15 protein-coding genes are annotated in these 15873 nt (G+C 59.8%); 4 read left to right on the forward strand and 11 right to left on the reverse strand.

Annotated elements, in window-relative coordinates; translation table 11 throughout:
* Positions 1-102: 102 nt before the first annotated feature.
* The 10 genes from ACYZTK_RS18580 to exaC form a co-directional block, all read right to left on the reverse strand.
* Positions 103-357: a helix-turn-helix domain-containing protein gene (locus ACYZTK_RS18580; RefSeq protein ID WP_462011182.1), complete on the reverse strand. Its 255-nt coding sequence runs from the start codon at positions 355-357 to the stop codon at positions 103-105.
* 594 nt (positions 358-951) lie between these two features.
* A complete protein-coding gene (locus tag ACYZTK_RS18585; RefSeq protein WP_462011183.1) occupies positions 952-1704 on the reverse strand; it encodes a S24 family peptidase in 753 nt (250 codons plus the stop codon).
* A gap of 222 nt (positions 1705-1926) precedes the next feature.
* Complete coding sequence (gene ppa / locus ACYZTK_RS18590; protein ID WP_045061525.1) at positions 1927-2454, reverse strand: inorganic diphosphatase; 528 nt, start codon at positions 2452-2454, stop codon at positions 1927-1929.
* Between the two features lie 113 nt (positions 2455-2567).
* Positions 2568-3380, reverse strand: coding sequence for a M90 family metallopeptidase (locus ACYZTK_RS18595; RefSeq protein ID WP_462011184.1), 813 nt, complete (start codon positions 3378-3380; stop codon positions 2568-2570).
* A 6-nt stretch (positions 3381-3386) separates the two neighbouring features.
* Entirely contained in the window at positions 3387-4043 is a 657-nt protein-coding gene (locus tag ACYZTK_RS18600; RefSeq protein WP_462011185.1) for a DedA family protein, read from the reverse strand.
* Positions 4044-4422: 379 nt separating this feature from the next.
* On the reverse strand, positions 4423-4884 hold the full coding sequence (locus ACYZTK_RS18605; protein ID WP_266011658.1) for a GNAT family N-acetyltransferase: 462 nt from the start codon (positions 4882-4884) through the stop codon (positions 4423-4425).
* 108 nt (positions 4885-4992) lie between these two features.
* The gene (gene eutC, locus ACYZTK_RS18610) at positions 4993-5829 is read right to left on the reverse strand and encodes an ethanolamine ammonia-lyase subunit EutC (protein ID WP_462011186.1); all 837 of its coding nucleotides are present in this window, start codon (positions 5827-5829) and stop codon (positions 4993-4995) included.
* Positions 5826-7220, reverse strand: a complete 1395-nt coding sequence (locus ACYZTK_RS18615) for an ethanolamine ammonia-lyase subunit EutB (RefSeq protein WP_462011187.1) — start codon at positions 7218-7220, stop codon at positions 5826-5828. Before ACYZTK_RS18615 ends, eutC begins: the two co-directional genes overlap by 4 nt.
* 51 nt (positions 7221-7271) lie before the next feature.
* Positions 7272-8723, reverse strand: coding sequence for an ethanolamine permease (eat, locus tag ACYZTK_RS18620; RefSeq protein WP_462011188.1), 1452 nt, complete (start codon positions 8721-8723; stop codon positions 7272-7274).
* A 148-nt stretch (positions 8724-8871) separates the two neighbouring features.
* A complete protein-coding gene (exaC, locus tag ACYZTK_RS18625) occupies positions 8872-10392 on the reverse strand; it encodes an acetaldehyde dehydrogenase ExaC (protein ID WP_462011189.1) in 1521 nt (506 codons plus the stop codon).
* Positions 10393-10778: 386 nt separating this feature from the next.
* Between exaC and ACYZTK_RS18630 the strand changes: the two genes are divergently transcribed.
* The 4 genes from ACYZTK_RS18630 to ACYZTK_RS18645 all read left to right on the forward strand — a co-directional run bounded on the left by ACYZTK_RS18630 (position 10779) and on the right by ACYZTK_RS18645 (position 15127).
* Positions 10779-12695 carry a sigma-54-dependent Fis family transcriptional regulator gene (locus ACYZTK_RS18630; protein ID WP_462011190.1) on the forward strand — a complete coding sequence of 639 codons (1917 nt, stop codon included), beginning with the start codon at positions 10779-10781 and terminating at the stop codon, positions 12693-12695.
* Positions 12696-12871: 176 nt separating this feature from the next.
* Positions 12872-14221, forward strand: a complete 1350-nt coding sequence (gene mpl / locus ACYZTK_RS18635; RefSeq protein WP_462011191.1) for a UDP-N-acetylmuramate:L-alanyl-gamma-D-glutamyl-meso-diaminopimelate ligase — start codon at positions 12872-12874, stop codon at positions 14219-14221.
* On the forward strand, positions 14218-14850 hold the full coding sequence (gene ubiX, locus ACYZTK_RS18640) for a flavin prenyltransferase UbiX (RefSeq protein ID WP_462011192.1): 633 nt from the start codon (positions 14218-14220) through the stop codon (positions 14848-14850). Before mpl ends, ubiX begins: the two co-directional genes overlap by 4 nt.
* The gene (locus ACYZTK_RS18645; protein ID WP_462011193.1) at positions 14843-15127 is read left to right on the forward strand and encodes a YceK/YidQ family lipoprotein; all 285 of its coding nucleotides are present in this window, start codon (positions 14843-14845) and stop codon (positions 15125-15127) included. The genes ubiX and ACYZTK_RS18645 overlap by 8 nt, the downstream gene beginning before the upstream one ends.
* 87 nt (positions 15128-15214) lie before the next feature.
* On the opposite strand, the gene ACYZTK_RS18650 is transcribed toward ACYZTK_RS18645, so the two are convergent.
* Positions 15215-15856: an oxidoreductase gene (locus ACYZTK_RS18650; RefSeq protein WP_462011194.1), complete on the reverse strand. Its 642-nt coding sequence runs from the start codon at positions 15854-15856 to the stop codon at positions 15215-15217.
* Between the last annotated feature and the right edge of the window lie 17 nt (positions 15857-15873).

Raw genomic sequence — 15873 nt, forward strand, 5'->3', positions numbered from 1 at the left:
TGACGTTTGTCGCGATACCAGAGCAAATGTGCAAGCACCTCTTGCACAAATTGTGGCTCCTGCCACGCCTCGGCAAATGCGCGCAAATCGTGGCCCGCCATGTCAGGCATGGCTGTTCCTGAGCAGCATTTGTTCAATCTCTCTCAAAATACAGTGCGGGTCAGCACCCAAGTTCGCCGACACCTCAAGAAACTCAATCACGTCGAGCCTGCGCTCCCCACGCTCATATTTTGAGACATAGGACTGAGGGCGGCCCAGCTTTTCGGACAGCTCTTGCTGAGTTAGCTTCGAGATCTTGCGCGCCTCAATCAGTAACGAGAGAAGATGTTGATACGGTGCTGTGTGGATCGTCTTCATGTTGTCCTGCCGATTTTTTACCGACAGATCAAATAAACCTTTTTCGGGTTTATCCCAAAACAGGTTTAACCTATTTTGGGTTTGTGATAGGCTTTGATTTTCTTGGAAGGCGTGGAGTGCGCTTCGTTGCGTCGACCAGCAAGAGCTCTCAGGACGCTTGCGGCCAGCATGGGTTTTTTTCAGGTATTAAAAAGCCGGCTTGTGGCCGGCTTCTCGGGGACTGGCTTGATTCATTTTTGGTAAACCGCGCCAGCCTTCAAAACGTACACCCGGATCTTGCGTCCGGCTGTGGGACCTGGGGAGAAAATCATCTGCCAGGTCGGTGCGATCTGAGCCTTGGGTAGGGTCGATGCGCAAATGTGGGGCGCAGCATACTGATTTTTTTCGGTGATTCCCAGTGTGATGTGCGGGGTAGAGCGTTGCGGTTTGTGTGGCAGCTGCCGGAGGCTGCGTAGTGGTTGTGCAAGTTGGTGTGTATGCGGTGTGGCTGAGAGATCGTGGGGGATGGTTTGCGGCTGCTTCGCAGCCGGACGCAGGCTGCGCCAGCTGCTACAGGTTTCCGGTTATCGCGTGTTTCAGGTTACGACCTCAGGGCTAGAGGAACGGCACGATCGGCCGGCGTTTGTTCAGGGTGGACCACCAGAACACCCAACCCAGCACCCGGATGTTTTGCTCTTCAATCTGCGCCGAGCGAAAGACTTCGTCGGGATATTGAGCCTGGTTGTGGCTGCGCATGCGTATGGCGTTGCCGGGTACGCGGTGCAGGTATTTGATTAGGAGCATGCCGTCATGCTCGACTGCGTAGATCTCGCCGTCGACGATTTGCGTGAGTCCGCGATCGATTGCCAGGAGAGAACCGTCTTCGATTTTTTCAGCCATGCTGTTGCCGATCATGCGCGCGCAGATGGCGTCGGCGTGGTTGATTTCCAGGGAGTCGAGGTCACAGCGGGGCAGGCGGATGGAGTTTTCCGGGTCCTTGATGACGTGGGTTTTGCTGGAGCCGGGTGTCAGGGGCATTTCCTTGTAAAAGGGCACCTCGACGTCCGTCGGCTCGATGACCTGATAAGTACCGCGGATGGCGTGGGCGTCGAAGATGTTGCCGGTGTCTTGGATCAGGCGCGTTTCCTTGGTGTCCCTGGGGCCCTCGCCGGTCTTCAGCCACTCGCTGTTGATGGTCAGAATCCTGGCGACTTCCTCCATGCGGTACTCGGGCACGCCGCGGGTGTACCAGTTATGGACGTTTTGGGCCTGGGGGATTTTCAGGAAGTCGGCGAATGCCGTCGTCGTGATTTTCGCCTCCTTGAGGACAGCCTTGAATCGTTTACCGCAGGTTTTATTCTTTTTCATAAACGCGAGTCTAATGTCGCGGGCCAAGGCTTTGAATCAACGAGCCGTTCAAATATCGCCTGATTTTTACGACTGGATGTAAGACGCATTGTGGGAAAATTAAACAAGGAAAAACCAATCCGGCCTTCCGTTAAACGCAGCGTTTAACGTGATTTTCCCAGCGCCCACAAAAAACCCCGGATTTACCGGGGTTTCTTGAAGAATGAAGCTTGAAGTTGATTCTTAGCCTTTGTAGGCCGCAACCGACTTCATGATCTCGGTACGGGCTGCTTCTGCGTCGCCCCAACCTTCGATCTTCACCCATTTGCCTTTCTCGAGATCCTTGTAGTTCTCGAAGAAGTGCTTGATCTGTTCCAGCAGCAGGGCTGGAAGATCGGTGTATTCCTTCACGTCGACGTACAGCTGCGACAGCTTGTCGTGTGGCACTGCGATGACTTTGGCGTCGCCGCCGCCGTCGTCGGTCATGTGCAGGATGCCGACTGGGCGCGCGCGGATTACCGAGCCTGGGGCAACCGGGTAAGGGGTCACGACCAGCACGTCGAGGGGGTCACCGTCGTCAGCCAGGGTGTTCGGGATGAAACCGTAGTTGGCCGGGTAGAACATCGGGGTGGCCATGAAACGGTCAACGAACAGGCAATCGCTGTCTTTGTCGATTTCGTATTTGATCGGCGCGTGGTTGGCCGGAATCTCGATCGCGACGTAGATGTCGTTCGGCAGGTCTTTGCCAGCCGGAATCTTGCTGTAGCTCATTGGGCGGTGCCCCCGTTAGTTGACCAAAAACACTTGGCCGGATTGACCAAAAAGTGGCGGCGATTATAGGCATATTCCGCCGTCGATGCCACGTACCAAGGGTCGTAGAGACCTTAGTCGTGTGCCTGATAGACCGGGTCTGTGGCCTGAAGTTGCCGCAGCCGGGCAAGCGGGTCCTGGCGGTAAAACAGCTTCAGCTGTTCGTAGACCTGAGGATACGCCTCGTGCAGCAAATCCGGGGCGCTAAAGAAGTATTCGCTGGTGACGGCAAAAAACTCCGCTGGATTCTCTGCGGCATAGGGGTCGATGGCGGTTTGCGCGTCTGGGTTGCGGTCGAGTTGCCGGTCGAGGTCGTCGTAGGCCTCCTGCATCACCCTGGCCCAGTCGCTGACCCGCATGTCAGCGTGCAGCGGCGGCAGGCCGTTGGCGTCGCCGTTGAGCATGTCGAGTTTGTGTGCAAGTTCGTGGATGACCAGGTTGTAGCCTTCCCAGCCGCCGCTGGCCATGACGCCGGGCCAGGCGAGGATGATCGGTCCTTGCTGCCAGGCTTCACCGCTGTGTTCGCCGTCCCACTCGTGTTCGACGCCGCTGGCATCACGATGGCGCTGGGGGCTGAGGAAGTCGTCGGGGTACAGGACGATTTCGTGGAAACCCTGGTACCAGTTCAGGTCGCCCAGGTGCAGCAGCGGCAGTTGCGCCTGGGCGGCCAGCAGCAGGCGTTGCTCCTGGTGCAGTTCGACGCCGGGCAGGGGAGTCAGGTGTTTATCGTCGAGGAACAGCACGCTGGCTTCGCGTAGCCACTGGTCTTCCTCGGCGGTAATGCCGTCGAGAAAGCTCAAATGATGGCGCACCCGTTGCCACAGGTCGTCGGCAATCGGGTGTTTGGCCAGGATGCGCTGGCGTCGCCAGGCGCTCAGGGACCACATGGACGTTCAGTGCGAGGCGGATTTGGAGCTGGAACCACCGAGGCGGCTGCGCACGACGCCGATGATCATCGGAACCAGCGACAGCAGGATGATGCCGACCACCAGCAACGACAGGTTGCTCTTGATGAACGGTACGTTGCCGAAGAAATAGCCCAGCGTCACCAGGCCGCCGACCCAGAGGATCGTGCCCAACACGCTGAAAAAGAAGAATCGCGGGTAGGGCATTCTTGCTACGCCAGCGACGAACGGTGCAAAGGTGCGGATGATCGGCAGAAAGCGCGCCAGGGTCACGGTCTTGCCGCCGTGCTTGTCGTAGAAGTCGTGGGTCTGTTGCAGGTAGTCGCGGCGGAAGATTTTTGAATTGGGATTGCTGAACAGACGTTCGCCCGCCGTTCGTCCGATCACGTAGTTGGTGCTGTCACCGAGGATCGCCGCCAGCATCAATAGGCCGCCCAGGAGTACCGGATCCATGCCGCCACCAGCGGCTACGGCGCCAGCGATAAACAGCAGGGAATCGCCCGGCAGGAAGGGCATGACCACCAGCCCGGTCTCGCAGAAGATCACCAAAAACAGAATGGCGTAGATCCATGGCCCGTAGTTGTTGACCAGCATGTCGAGGTAGACGTCGAGATGCAGGATAAGGTCGAGCGGGTTGAAATCCATGGAAAGCACCTGTGGTGACGGCCCGACTCGGCAGGCCTGTGCGAATGACTACGCGAAAGCCTACAGGGGAGTGTAGTTTTTCTTACGAGCCGAAAAGGTCGGCATTATACGAACTGACAACTGAAAAGCCCGATGAGTTTGTAGCGGGGGATGTCGGGGGGACCGGCGGTGTATTTGCAGTAATCTGTAGGAGCGAGCCTGCTCGCGATCTGGTATGTCTTGTCACTCCGGCGGTGGATGTGCCACCGCTATCGCGAGCAAGCTTTGCTCCCACAGCCAACAGCCAACAGCCAACAGCCAACAGCCAACAGCCAATAGCCAATAGCCAACAGCCCACAGCCCACATAGCCCACATAGCCCACAGCCCATGGTGTACCAGTCAGAGCTCGTCGCTGATGGGCAGCACGTAGTTTTTGAACTCGGTGTCTTCCTTGAATCCGATGGATTCATAGGTTTTCTGCGCGACTTCGTTATCGCTGCTGGTGGACACGCGCATGCGCACGGCGTTGGTGTCCTTGGCCATTTTTTTTGCGGTGCGGATCAGGTTGTCGGCCACCAATTGGCGGCGGGCGTCTTCGGCGACATAGATGTCGTTGAGGATCCACACCCGTTTCAGCGACAGCGATGAAAAGCTTGGGTACAGCTGACAGAAACCCATCAGTTTGTTGCTGTCGTCATCGGACAAGGCCAGGTAGATCACCGATTCCTTGCGTCGCAGGCGTTTCTCGAGGAACGCCCGGGACGAGTCCGGGTACGGCAGCGAGCCGTAGAATTCTCGGTATTTGACGAACAACGGGGTCAGCAGGTCCAGGTGTTCGAGGGTCGCTTGAATAATCCGCATCGATAGGTCTCGTCTTCAAGTGGCTGTCTTCACGTGCTCCGACGGCGAACCGGCAGCCGTGCGTCGATCCTGCCTGAAACCGCAGGCCCAGCGCAATGCGGAAACGGTTCAGGCTTCAGGTGGGCCGAGCAGGAAGTTGCCTTTCATCTGCACATCCGGGTCCACTTCCAGGGTTTGCACCTGGGCTTCATCCTTGAGGTTGACCCCTGACAACTGCCGCCGGCAGGCTTCGCGCATCAGATACAGCAAGCGGTGCGCGGCCATGCCGTAGCTCAGGCCTTCGAGCCGGACGTTGGAAATGCAGTTGCGATAGGCATCGGTCAGTCCGACCTTGGGGTTGTAGGTGAAGTACAGGCCCAGACTGTCCGGCGAGCTGAGGCCGGGACGTTCGCCAATCAGGATGACCACCATTTTTGCGCCCAGCAGCTCGCCTATCTCGTCGGCGACCGCGACGCGACCCTGTTCCACCAGAATCACCGGGGACACCGACCAGCCTTCGGCTTGCACTTGCTCTTCCATGCGCTCCAGGAAAGGCACGGTGTGCCGATGCACGGCCAGCGCCGACAAACCGTCGGCGACTACTATGACCAGGTCCACTCCACCGGCATTGGCCTGCACGTATTCGCGTAGGGTCTGCGCTGACGCATCGCTCAGTTTTCGACCCAGATCAGGGCGCTGCAGGTAGCTGTGGCGGTCGGGGGCCGCACTGCGCAGCAGCAGGCTCGGGCGCCCGCGTGCATCGAGTTGGCTGCTGATGCCAGCGTGATCAAACGGCAAGTGCACCGCGTCCCGGGCCTGCGCGTGGGCCAGCTGGAAGTCCAGTTGCGCACTGGTGGGCATGCTGGTGCCGGTGCGACCGAGGGCGATCCGTGCCGGGGTCAGCCGGCGCAGCTCCAGCCACGGGTTTTGTGGATCAACAGGTGGTTTATCCATATCAACGCTCATCCCAGTTGCGCCAGGGCCTGGCGGAAAGCCGGCGGCAAGTTGTTACCGAAGAGTACCTTGCCGTCCGCCTGGGTGAAGATGCCCATTTTCGCCAGCCACTGTTCGAATTCCGGCGCGGGTTTCAGGCCCAGGGTCTGACGCGCATAGAGTGCGTCATGGAACGAGGTGGTCTGGTAGTTGAGCATGATGTCGTCAGAGCCGGGGATGCCCATGATGAAGTTGATTCCAGCCACGCCCAGCAGCGTCAATAAGGTGTCCATGTCGTCCTGGTCGGCTTCAGCGTGGTTGGTGTAGCAGATGTCGCAACCCATGGGCACGCCCAGCAGCTTGCCGCAGAAGTGGTCTTCGAGGCCGGCGCGGATGATCTGTTTGCCGTTGTACAGGTATTCCGGGCCGATAAAGCCGACGACCGTGTTCACCAGAAACGGCTTGAAATGCCGCGCCACGGCGTAGGCGCGGGTTTCGCAGGTCTGCTGATCGACGCCATGGTGGGCGTTGGCCGACAAAGCACTCCCCTGGCCGGTTTCGAAATACATCAGGTTCTGTCCGAGGGTGCCGCGATTCAGGCTCAACCCGGCGTCATACCCTTCCTGCAGCACGTTCAGGTTGATACCGAAACTGGCGTTGGCCGCTTCGGTGCCGGCGATCGACTGGAATACCAGGTCCAGAGGGACTCCACGATTCACCGCTTCGATGGACGTGGTGACGTGGGTCAGCACACACGCCTGGGTCGGTATGTCGTAGCGCTGGATGATGGCATCGAGCATTTCCAGCATCGCGCAGATGGAGGCAATGCTGTCGGTCGCCGGGTTGATACCGATCATGGCATCGCCGTTGCCATACAACAGGCCGTCGAGAATGCTCGCGGCGATACCGGCGGGTTCGTCGGTGGGATGGTTCGGCTGCAAGCGGGTGGACAGCCTGCCGCGCAGGCCCATCGTGCCGCGAAAGCGCGTGACCACGCGGATTTTCTGCGCAACCAGCACCAGGTCCTGCACGCGCATGATCTTCGACACGGCGGCGACCATTTCCGGCGTCAGGCCGGGGGCTAGGGCGCGCAGGCTGGGCTCGTCGGCGTGGTCGCTGAGCAGCCAGTCGCGAAAACCGCCGACAGTCAGGTGGCTGACCACGGCGAAGGCCTGCTTGTCGTGGGTGTCGATGATCAGCCGGGTGACTTCATCGGCTTCGTAGGGGATCAATACTTCCTGCAGGAAGTGTGTCAGCGGAATGTCGGCCAGGGCCATTTGCGCGGCGACTCGCTCGCCATCGTTGAGTGCGGCGACGCCTGCGAGGAAGTCTCCGGAGCGTGCCGGGCTGGCCTTGGCCATGACGTCCTTGAGGCTGTCGAAGCGATAAACCTGGGCGCCGACAGTGTGAGCAAAACTAGCCATACAGATTCTCCGTGACGGCGCAGGACGGGCCTGCGCCGTGATTTTCGGCCGTCAGTGCAAGGCTTTTTCAGCAGCCTGAATCGCCGCGAACTCTTCCTCGGGCGTGCCTGCTACCAGGTGATGCCGACTGTAGAAAGCAAAGTAAGCAATTAACACTCCATAGATGATCGCCGCGCCTATCACCACCCGCGGATCCACCAGGAAACCCGCGACGACCGCGATGCAGGCCAATACCAAGGCTACACCGGAGGTGAAGATCCCGCCTGGGGTGCGATATGGCCGGTCCATTTTGGGGCGACGAATGCGCAGGGTGATGTGGGCTGCCATCATCAGGACATAGGAAATGGTCGCACCGAACACCGCCACCAGGATCAGCAGGTCTCCCTGGCCGGTCAGGGACAGGCCGAAGCCGATAATCCCAGGAATGATCAGCGCCAGCACCGGCGCCTTGCTTTTATTGGTCTCGGACAATTTGCGTGGCAGGTAGCCGGCACGGGACAGGGCAAAAATCTGCCGCGAGTAGGCGTAAATGATCGAGAAGAAACTGGCAATCAGGCCGGCCAGGCCCACCAGGTTGACGAAGCTGCCCATCCAGGTCGAGCCGCCATAGGCCTTGCTCAAGGCTTCGACCAGCGGGTTGCCCGAGGTCAGCAGCGCGTTGGCACCGGCGCCGCCGGGCCCGATGACCAGGATCAGCAGGGCAAAACTCACCAGCACCAGCATCGCGCCGATCAGGCCGCGCGGCAGGTCGCGCTTCGGGTTCTTGGTTTCTTCTGCCGCCAGTGGCACCCCTTCGACCGCGAGGAAAAACCAGATTGCGTAGGGAATAGCCGCCCAGACGCCGACATAACCGAAAGGCAGGAAGCTGCTTGCGCCCTTGGCGTCCGTCACTGGAATGTCCAGCAGGTTGGCCACTTCGAAGTGCGGCACCATCGCCACCAGGAACACACCCAGAGCTAGCGCGGCGACGGCGGTGATGACAAACATCAGCTTCAACGCTTCGCCAACCCCGAAGATGTGGATGGCGATGAAGATGATGTAGAACGCCAGGTAGATCATCCAGCCGCCAATGCCGAACAGCGACTCGCAGTAGGCGCCAATAAACACCGCGATTGCTGCGGGTGCGATGGCGTACTCGATCAATATCGCGGTCCCGGTCAGGAATCCGCCCCAGGGACCGAAGGCGCTACGGGCAAAACCATATCCGCCACCGGCGGTAGGGATCATCGAAGACAGTTCGGCCAGCGAAAAACACATGCACAAGTACATGGTGGCCATCAGCAGCGTGGCGAGGAACATGCCGCCCCAACCACCTTGGGCCAGGCCGAAGTTCCATCCAGCGTAATCGCCGGAGATGACGTAGGCCACACCAAGGCCGACCAGCAGGACCCAGCCTGCGGCGCCTTTCTTCAGTTCACGTTGCTGGAAGTAGTCGGTACCGACTTTTTCGAAGTCGACGGAAGAGCCGGTCGCCGGCGCGCCGGACGGAGTTTCGCTAGGCATAGATGCACCATTCTTATTGTTTTAGGTGGGCCCTGTAGGAGTGAGCCTGCTCGCGATAGCGGTGGTTCAATCACTGATGTGTTGACTGACAGGCCGCTATCGCGAGCAGGCTCGCTCCCACAGAGGAGGAGCGAGTTGCTGCGTAGTGTTAGAAGAAACCCAATGGGTTGATGTCGTAGCTCACCAGCAGGTTTTTGGTCTGCTGATAATGGTCGAGCATCATTTTGTGGGTTTCACGGCCGACGCCGGATTTTTTGTAACCGCCGAACGCGGCGTGCGCCGGGTACAGGTGGTAGCAGTTGGTCCAGACACGACCGGCCTTGATGGCGCGGCCCATGCGGTAGGCGCGGTTGATGTCGCGGGTCCAGAGGCCGGCGCCCAGGCCGAACTCGGTGTCGTTGGCGATGGCCAGGGCTTCGGCTTCGTCCTTGAAGGTGGTGATGCTCACCACCGGGCCAAAGATTTCTTCCTGGAACACGCGCATTTTGTTGGTGCCCTTGAGCAGGGTCGGCTGGATGTAATACCCGGTCGCCAGGTTGCCCTCGAGTTTTTCCACCTTGCCGCCGGTCAGCAACTCGGCGCCTTCGCCCTTGGCGATTTCCAGGTACGAAAGAATCTTGTCGAACTGCTGCTCGGACGCCTGGGCGCCAACCATGGTGTCGGTGTCCAGTGGGTCGCCGCGTTTGATCTGCAGGACTTTTTTCATCACCACTTTCATGAAGTCGTCGTAGATCGACTCCTGCACCAGGGCGCGGGACGGGCAGGTGCAGACTTCGCCCTGGTTGAAGAATGCCAGTACCAGGCCTTCTGCGGCTTTTTCGATGAAGGTTTCTTCAGCGTCCATGATGTCGGCGAAGAAGATGTTCGGCGATTTGCCACCCAGCTCCACGGTGGACGGAATGATGTTCTCGGCGGCGCATTTCATGATGTGCGAACCGACCGGGGTCGAGCCGGTGAACGCGATCTTGGCGATGCGCTTGCTGGTGGCGAGTGCTTCGCCGGCTTCTTTGCCAAAACCTTGCACCACGTTCAGCACGCCCGGTGGCAGCAGGTCGCCGATCAGCTCCATGAGCACGGTAATGCCCAGTGGGGTTTGCTCGGCAGGCTTGAGCACCACGCAGTTACCGGCGGCCAGCGCCGGGGCGAGTTTCCACGCGGCCATCAGGATCGGGAAGTTCCACGGGATAATCTGACCGACCACGCCCAGCGGTTCGTGGATGTGATAAGCCACGGTGTTGCCGTCGATCTCGGCGGCGCTGCCCTCCTGGGCGCGGATGCAACCGGCGAAATAACGGAAGTGGTCAGCGGCCAATGGGATGTCGGCATTCAGGGTTTCGCGAACGGCCTTACCGTTGTCCCAGGATTCGGTGATCGCCAGGACTTCGAGGTTCTGCTCGATGCGATCGGCAATTTTCAGCAATACCAGCGAGCGCGCCTGGGCAGAAGTGCTGCCCCAGGCGTCTGCAGCGGCGTGGGCAGCATCCAGCGCCTTATCGATATCTTCGGCAGTGGAGCGCGGGAATTCGGCGATGGGTTGGCCATTGACTGGCGAAGTGTTGGTGAAGTACTGACCTTTGACAGGCGCGACGAACTCGCCGCCGATGTAATTACCGTATTTGCTCTTGAACGAAACGATAGCGCCTTCAGTACCGGGGTGAGCGTAACGCATGATGTTTCTCCTTTGGCTTTTGTACTTATAGGGGAGGCGCGCTTGTGCGCTTGTTATAAGCGTAGAGCAAAGGTTGGGCCACTGCCTTGCAGGGCAGGGGAATCAAGGGCTTGCGTGGTTTTTGTCGGACGGGTGGGCGGGTGCTGTGACGGTATTGGTACAGGGTGGGTGACAGTTTGTACCGTATGTGTCACAGCTTGTGACTGGGTAGTCTTGCCAGCATTGCAATGCGCTGGAGGGTGGGGGATGCTCGGTGAACATGATGGACCCTTTAGGAGCTGCCGAAGCTGCGATCTTTTGATCTTTTGAACTTGGTAAATCAAGATCAAAAGATCGCAGCCTGCGGCAGCTCCTACGGGGTGTACCCTTCGGGAGAAAAATAAGAAATGCACGACAACCATTTGAGTCGCCATGCCCAGCAGGTCTTGACCGTCACCCAGGGCAGATCCCACCTGCGCGGCCCTGGCAGCGATCCGTCCATTGCCCGTTCGTGGTTGCGTTGTCTTGAGGATTACCACCTCGACCCCTCCCTGATGATGGCCCCCACGGTGCTGGAGCACGGTCGTGTGCTGGAAAGCCGTGAGCGTTTGCAACAGGTACTGCAGATCGCCGGCACTGAAATGACCAGCCTGCACCAGCAATTGTCCGGTGCCGGGCACGCCGTGCTGCTGACCGATGCGCGTGGGGTGATCCTCAACTGTGTTACCGCGCCCACCGAACGGAAGATTTTCGAGCGCGCTGGCCTCTGGCTGGGTGCCGACTGGAGCGAAGCCTGCGAAGGTACCAATGGCATTGGCACCTGCCTGGTGGAGCGCCAGTCCCTGACTATTCACCAGGACGAGCATTTTCGCGGGCGTCACACCGGCCTGACGTGTTCGGCGAGCCCCGTCTTCGACCCGCACGGCGAGCTGCTGGCCGTGCTGGATGTGTCCTCGGCGCGTCACGATGTCTCGCGCCAGAGCCAGTTCCACACCATGGCCCTGGTCAACCTCTCGGCGAAGATGATCGAAAGCTGTTATTTCCTGCGCTACTTCGATAACCAATGGCTGCTGCGCTTTCACCTGCAAGCCGAATCCGTTGGGCTGTTCAGTGAAGGCTTGCTGGCGTTTGACGGGGAAGGGCGGATCAGTGCCGTCAATCAGAGCGCGTTGAATCTGCTGGGGCACATTCGTGGCGGGCTGCTGGGCAAGCCGGTGGAGGCGTTTTTCGATTGTTCGCTGGATGAGCTGCTCGGTCGCGCCAGTATCAATGTCAGCGCCAGTTGGCCCCTGCGTACCCGCGACGGACGTAATCTGTTTGCGCTGCTGCGCGGGCAATCGCGCAGCATTCCGGCACCGGTGGTGCAGAGTCCTGTGGTGCCGGAGCGTGCGCGATTGTCCGGGATCTGCCTGGGTGATGCTTCGTTGCAGGAGGATTTCCGCAAATCCCTGCGAGTCTTCGAGCGTGACGTGCCGTTGCTAATCAACGGCGAGACGGGCTCGGGCAAGGAAGCGTTTGCCAAAGCGGTGCACAACGCCAGCCAGCGCTGTGATAGAGCCTTTGTCGCGCTTAATTGTGCGGCCATTCCCGAAAGCCTGATCGAGAGTGAGTTGTTCGGTTATCGCGGTGGCAGCTTCACTGGCGCGCGCAAGGAAGGCATGCGCGGCAAGTTGCAGCAGGCCGATGGCGGCACTTTGTTCCTCGATGAAATCGGTGACATGCCCCTGACCATGCAGACCCGACTGTTAAGAGTGCTGGAGGATCGTCAGGTAGTGCCGATCGGCGGCGAGCCGGAGGCGGTCGATGTGCGGATCATCAGCGCCACTCACCGCAACTTGCTGGAGCGGGTGCAGGACGGCAGTTTTCGTGAAGACTTGTACTACCGGCTCAATGGGCTGGAAGTGGCTTTACCTGCGTTGCGTGATCGCACGGATAAATCGCAACTGCTGGACTTCCTGCTGGCGGAGGAGGCGGGCGGAGAAACTTTTTTGATCGAAGAGTCCGCGCGCCAGGCGTTGTTGGGTTTTGCCTGGCCGGGCAATGTGCGGCAGCTGCGCAATGTGCTGCGCACGTTGGCAGCGCTGTGTGACAACGCCAGGATCGGCCTGGAGGATTTGCCGGCGATGATTCGTCAGGCGCGGCCGGACATTGTGGTTGTGCCGCTGGCCTCGGAGCATCCGCTGGAAGACGCGGAGCGGCTGGCATTGCTGGGTGCGCTGGAGCAGACGCGGTGGCATATGACCCATACGGCGGAGCAATTGGGTGTGAGTCGTAACACCCTGTATCGCAAGATGCGCAAGCACGGCATAAACCGATCCCTGTAGGAGCGAGCCTGCTCGCAAAAAACCTGAGCGCAATGAGTTCCTTCAGAAAACCCGCGCCATCGTTGACGTTTTTCGCGAGCAGGCTCGCTCCTACAGGGTAAGCGGTGGTGTTTAAACACAGGGTGCGAATTTTGCCTCCCTAGGCTAACCTGCGGCCATGTTTTACGAGGTCGACTATGCACATTCATATTCTTGGTATCTGCGGCACTTTCATGGGTTCGATGGCGGTTCTGGCCAAAGAGTTGGGCCACCGCGTGACCGGCTCCGATGCCAACGTCTACCCGCCGATGAGCACCCAGCTTGAAGCTCAGGGCATCGAGCTGACTCAAGGTTACGATCCCGCACAACTGGACCCGGCTCCGGATCTGGTGGTGATCGGCAACGCCATGTCCCGCGGCAACCCGGCCGTCGAATACGTCCTTAACAAAGGCCTGCCCTACGTCTCCGGCCCACAGTGGCTGGCCGACCATGTACTGCAAGGTCGCTGGGTGCTGGCCGTTGCCGGCACCCATGGCAAGACCACCACCAGCAGCATGCTCGCCTGGGTGCTGGAGCATGCGGGCATGAGCCCGGGTTTCCTGATCGGCGGCGTACCGCAGAATTTTTCGGTGTCGGCGCGTCTGGGGGATACGCCGTTCTTCGTTATCGAAGCGGACGAATACGACAGCGCTTTCTTCGACAAACGGTCAAAGTTCGTTCACTACCGGCCGCGCACCGCGATTTTGAACAATCTTGAGTTCGATCATGCGGACATCTTTCCCGATCTGCCGGCCATCGAGCGGCAGTTCCACCATTTGGTGCGCACCATTCCTAGCGAAGGGCTGGTGATTCACCCGACGACCGAACCTGCGCTACTTCGCGTGATCGAGATGGGTTGCTGGACGCCTGTGCAGACCACCGGTGCCGGCGGTCAGTGGCAGGTCAAGTTGTTGAGCGAAGACGGCTCGAAATTTGAAGTAATGTTCGAAGGTGCGGCCCAAGGCGTGGTCGAGTGGGACATGACCGGTCAGCACAACGTTGCCAACGCCCTGGCGACCCTGGCGGCGGCGCGGCATGTCGGCGTCGTGCCATCCATGGGCATCGCAGCTCTGAGCGCGTTCAAGAGCGTGAAGCGGCGCATGGAAAAAGTCGCCGAAGTTCATGGCATCACCATCTATGACGACTTCGCCCACCACCCGACAGCCATCGCCACGACCCTCGACGGCCTGCGCAAGCGCATCGGCGATGCGCCGTTGATCGCGATCATCGAGCCGCGCTCCAACTCCATGAAACTCGGTGCGCACCGTGATGGCCTGCCGGAAAGCGTGGTCGATGCCGACCAGGTGATCTGGTACGCCCCGGCCAACCTCGGCTGGGACCTGGGCGCGACTGCCGCGCTGTGCACGGTACCGTCGATCGTCAGTGATTCCCTGGAAGGCATCATCGAACGAGTGAAGAGCCAGGCGCAGCCCGGCACTCACGTAGTGATCATGAGCAATGGCGGCTTCGGCGGCCTGCACGGCAAACTCGCCGAGGCGCTGCAATGAACAACGGCCCGGAACGTATCACGCTGGCGATGACCGGCGCTTCGGGCGCCCAGTATGGCTTGCGCCTGCTGGACTGCCTGGTGCGCGAAGACCGCGAGGTGCACTTCCTGATCTCGAAGGCGGCGCAATTGGTAATGGCCACCGAGACCGACGTTACGCTGCCACCGAAAACCCAGACGATGCAGGCGTTCCTCACCGAGTACACCGGCGCAGCCGCCGGGCAGATTCGTGTCTACGGCAAGGAAGACTGGATGTCGCCGGTGGCCTCGGGGTCCGGTGCTCCGGCGGCGATGGTGGTAGTGCCCTGTTCGACCGGGACCTTGTCGTCCATCGCCACGGGGGCCTGCAACAATCTGATTGAACGCGCTGCCGACGTGACGCTGAAGGAGCGCCGCCAGTTGATCCTGGTGCCCCGCGAAGCGCCATATTCGAGCATTCATCTGGAGCACATGCTCAAGCTGTCGAACATGGGCGTGACGATTCTGCCGGCATCGCCGGGCTTCTATCATCAGCCGCAGACCATTGATGATCTGATCGATTTTGTGGTGGCGCGGATTCTCAACCTGCTGAACATTCCCCAGGACATGCTGCCGCGCTGGGGTGAGCACCACCTGACCAGCGATGAATAAGCTGTTGATGGTAGTCCTCGCGCTGCAGTTGGCCGGTTGTGCCACGGCGCGCACGCTGGATGCGGCCAAGCCGGGGGCGCCAGTGGTTTATTCGGGGACTCGGCTGGATTTGTATGCGTTGAACGGAGGGTGCTGTGCCATGGATCGCTTTGGGGCTGAGGCTCCGAGCTACCCGGGTGTTGACCTGCCGGCGAGTGCGTTGCTGGATACGCTGTTGTTGCCGTTGTCGTTGTTGACGGTGATTGGCGTGGGTTTTCAGGCGACTGGGGGATTGTGAAAGTCAAAAGATCGCAGCCTTCGGCAGCTCCTACGGGGTAAACGCATTTCTACCGTAGGAGCTGCCGAAGGCTGCGATCTTTTGATCTTATTTGCCTAATTTGCGCAACTCATCCGATTCAACCACCCGAACCCCATCCTGCTCTTCCAGCGCCAACCGCCACATCGCCCGCGCCAGTTGACACGCCTCGATCCCGTGATACTTGCCCGGAATCAATCGTGACAACGGCCCGGCGACTTTTTCGGCCAGGCGCGGTTCAGCCCGGTCACCCAGCAGCAGAGAAGGACGGCAGATGGTCAATTGCGGCCAGTCCTGTGCACGCAAGGCCTGTTCCATCTCCCCTTTGACCCGGTTATAGAACACCGAGGATTTCGCATCGGCGCCCAGCGCACTGATCACAATCAAGTGCCGCGCGCCCATTTCCCGCGCACGTTTGGCAAAGGCCACGACCATGTCCAGGTCTACCGCGCGGAACGCCTGTTCCGAGCCGGCTTGCTTGATCGTGGTGCCGAGGCAGCAGTAGGCGATGTCTACGCGGCCATTGAGTTGGGGCAGAAACACCGCCGGGTCGCCGACGGGGTTTTCCAGATGTGGATGTTCGGCCAAAGGCCGGCGTGAAGGCGCCAACACCCGGGTAATCGTGGGCTCATTGAGCAGGCGGTCAAGCAAGTGTTCACCGGTCAAACCGGTAGCTCCGGCAAGCAATACGTGCTGAGGCGTCAAGTACATAGTGTTTCTCCCTTGAT

The organism is Pseudomonas sp. LB3P31, from assembly GCF_054897945.1.

Bases quoted from the DNA above. Each gene is read 5' to 3' on its own strand.
- mpl (WP_462011191.1), top strand. From the start codon at position 12,872: ATGCACATTCATATTCTTGGTATCTGCGGCACTTTCATGGGTTCGATG.
- ACYZTK_RS18585 (WP_462011183.1), bottom strand. From the start codon at position 1,704: ATGAAAAAGAATAAAACCTGCGGTAAACGATTCAAGGCTGTCCTCAAG.
- ACYZTK_RS18600 (WP_462011185.1), bottom strand. From the start codon at position 4,043: ATGGATTTCAACCCGCTCGACCTTATCCTGCATCTCGACGTCTACCTC.
- ACYZTK_RS18615 (WP_462011187.1), bottom strand. From the start codon at position 7,220: ATGGCTAGTTTTGCTCACACTGTCGGCGCCCAGGTTTATCGCTTCGAC.
- ACYZTK_RS18605 (WP_266011658.1), bottom strand. From the start codon at position 4,884: ATGCGGATTATTCAAGCGACCCTCGAACACCTGGACCTGCTGACCCCG.
- ACYZTK_RS18630 (WP_462011190.1), top strand. From the start codon at position 10,779: ATGCACGACAACCATTTGAGTCGCCATGCCCAGCAGGTCTTGACCGTC.
- eutC (WP_462011186.1), bottom strand. From the start codon at position 5,829: ATGAGCGTTGATATGGATAAACCACCTGTTGATCCACAAAACCCGTGG.
- ACYZTK_RS18645 (WP_462011193.1), top strand. From the start codon at position 14,843: ATGAATAAGCTGTTGATGGTAGTCCTCGCGCTGCAGTTGGCCGGTTGT.
- ubiX (WP_462011192.1), top strand. From the start codon at position 14,218: ATGAACAACGGCCCGGAACGTATCACGCTGGCGATGACCGGCGCTTCG.
- eat (WP_462011188.1), bottom strand. From the start codon at position 8,723: ATGCCTAGCGAAACTCCGTCCGGCGCGCCGGCGACCGGCTCTTCCGTC.
- exaC (WP_462011189.1), bottom strand. From the start codon at position 10,392: ATGCGTTACGCTCACCCCGGTACTGAAGGCGCTATCGTTTCGTTCAAG.
- ACYZTK_RS18650 (WP_462011194.1), bottom strand. From the start codon at position 15,856: ATGTACTTGACGCCTCAGCACGTATTGCTTGCCGGAGCTACCGGTTTG.
- ACYZTK_RS18595 (WP_462011184.1), bottom strand. From the start codon at position 3,380: ATGTGGTCCCTGAGCGCCTGGCGACGCCAGCGCATCCTGGCCAAACAC.
- ppa (WP_045061525.1), bottom strand. From the start codon at position 2,454: ATGAGCTACAGCAAGATTCCGGCTGGCAAAGACCTGCCGAACGACATC.
- ACYZTK_RS18580 (WP_462011182.1), bottom strand. From the start codon at position 357: ATGAAGACGATCCACACAGCACCGTATCAACATCTTCTCTCGTTACTG.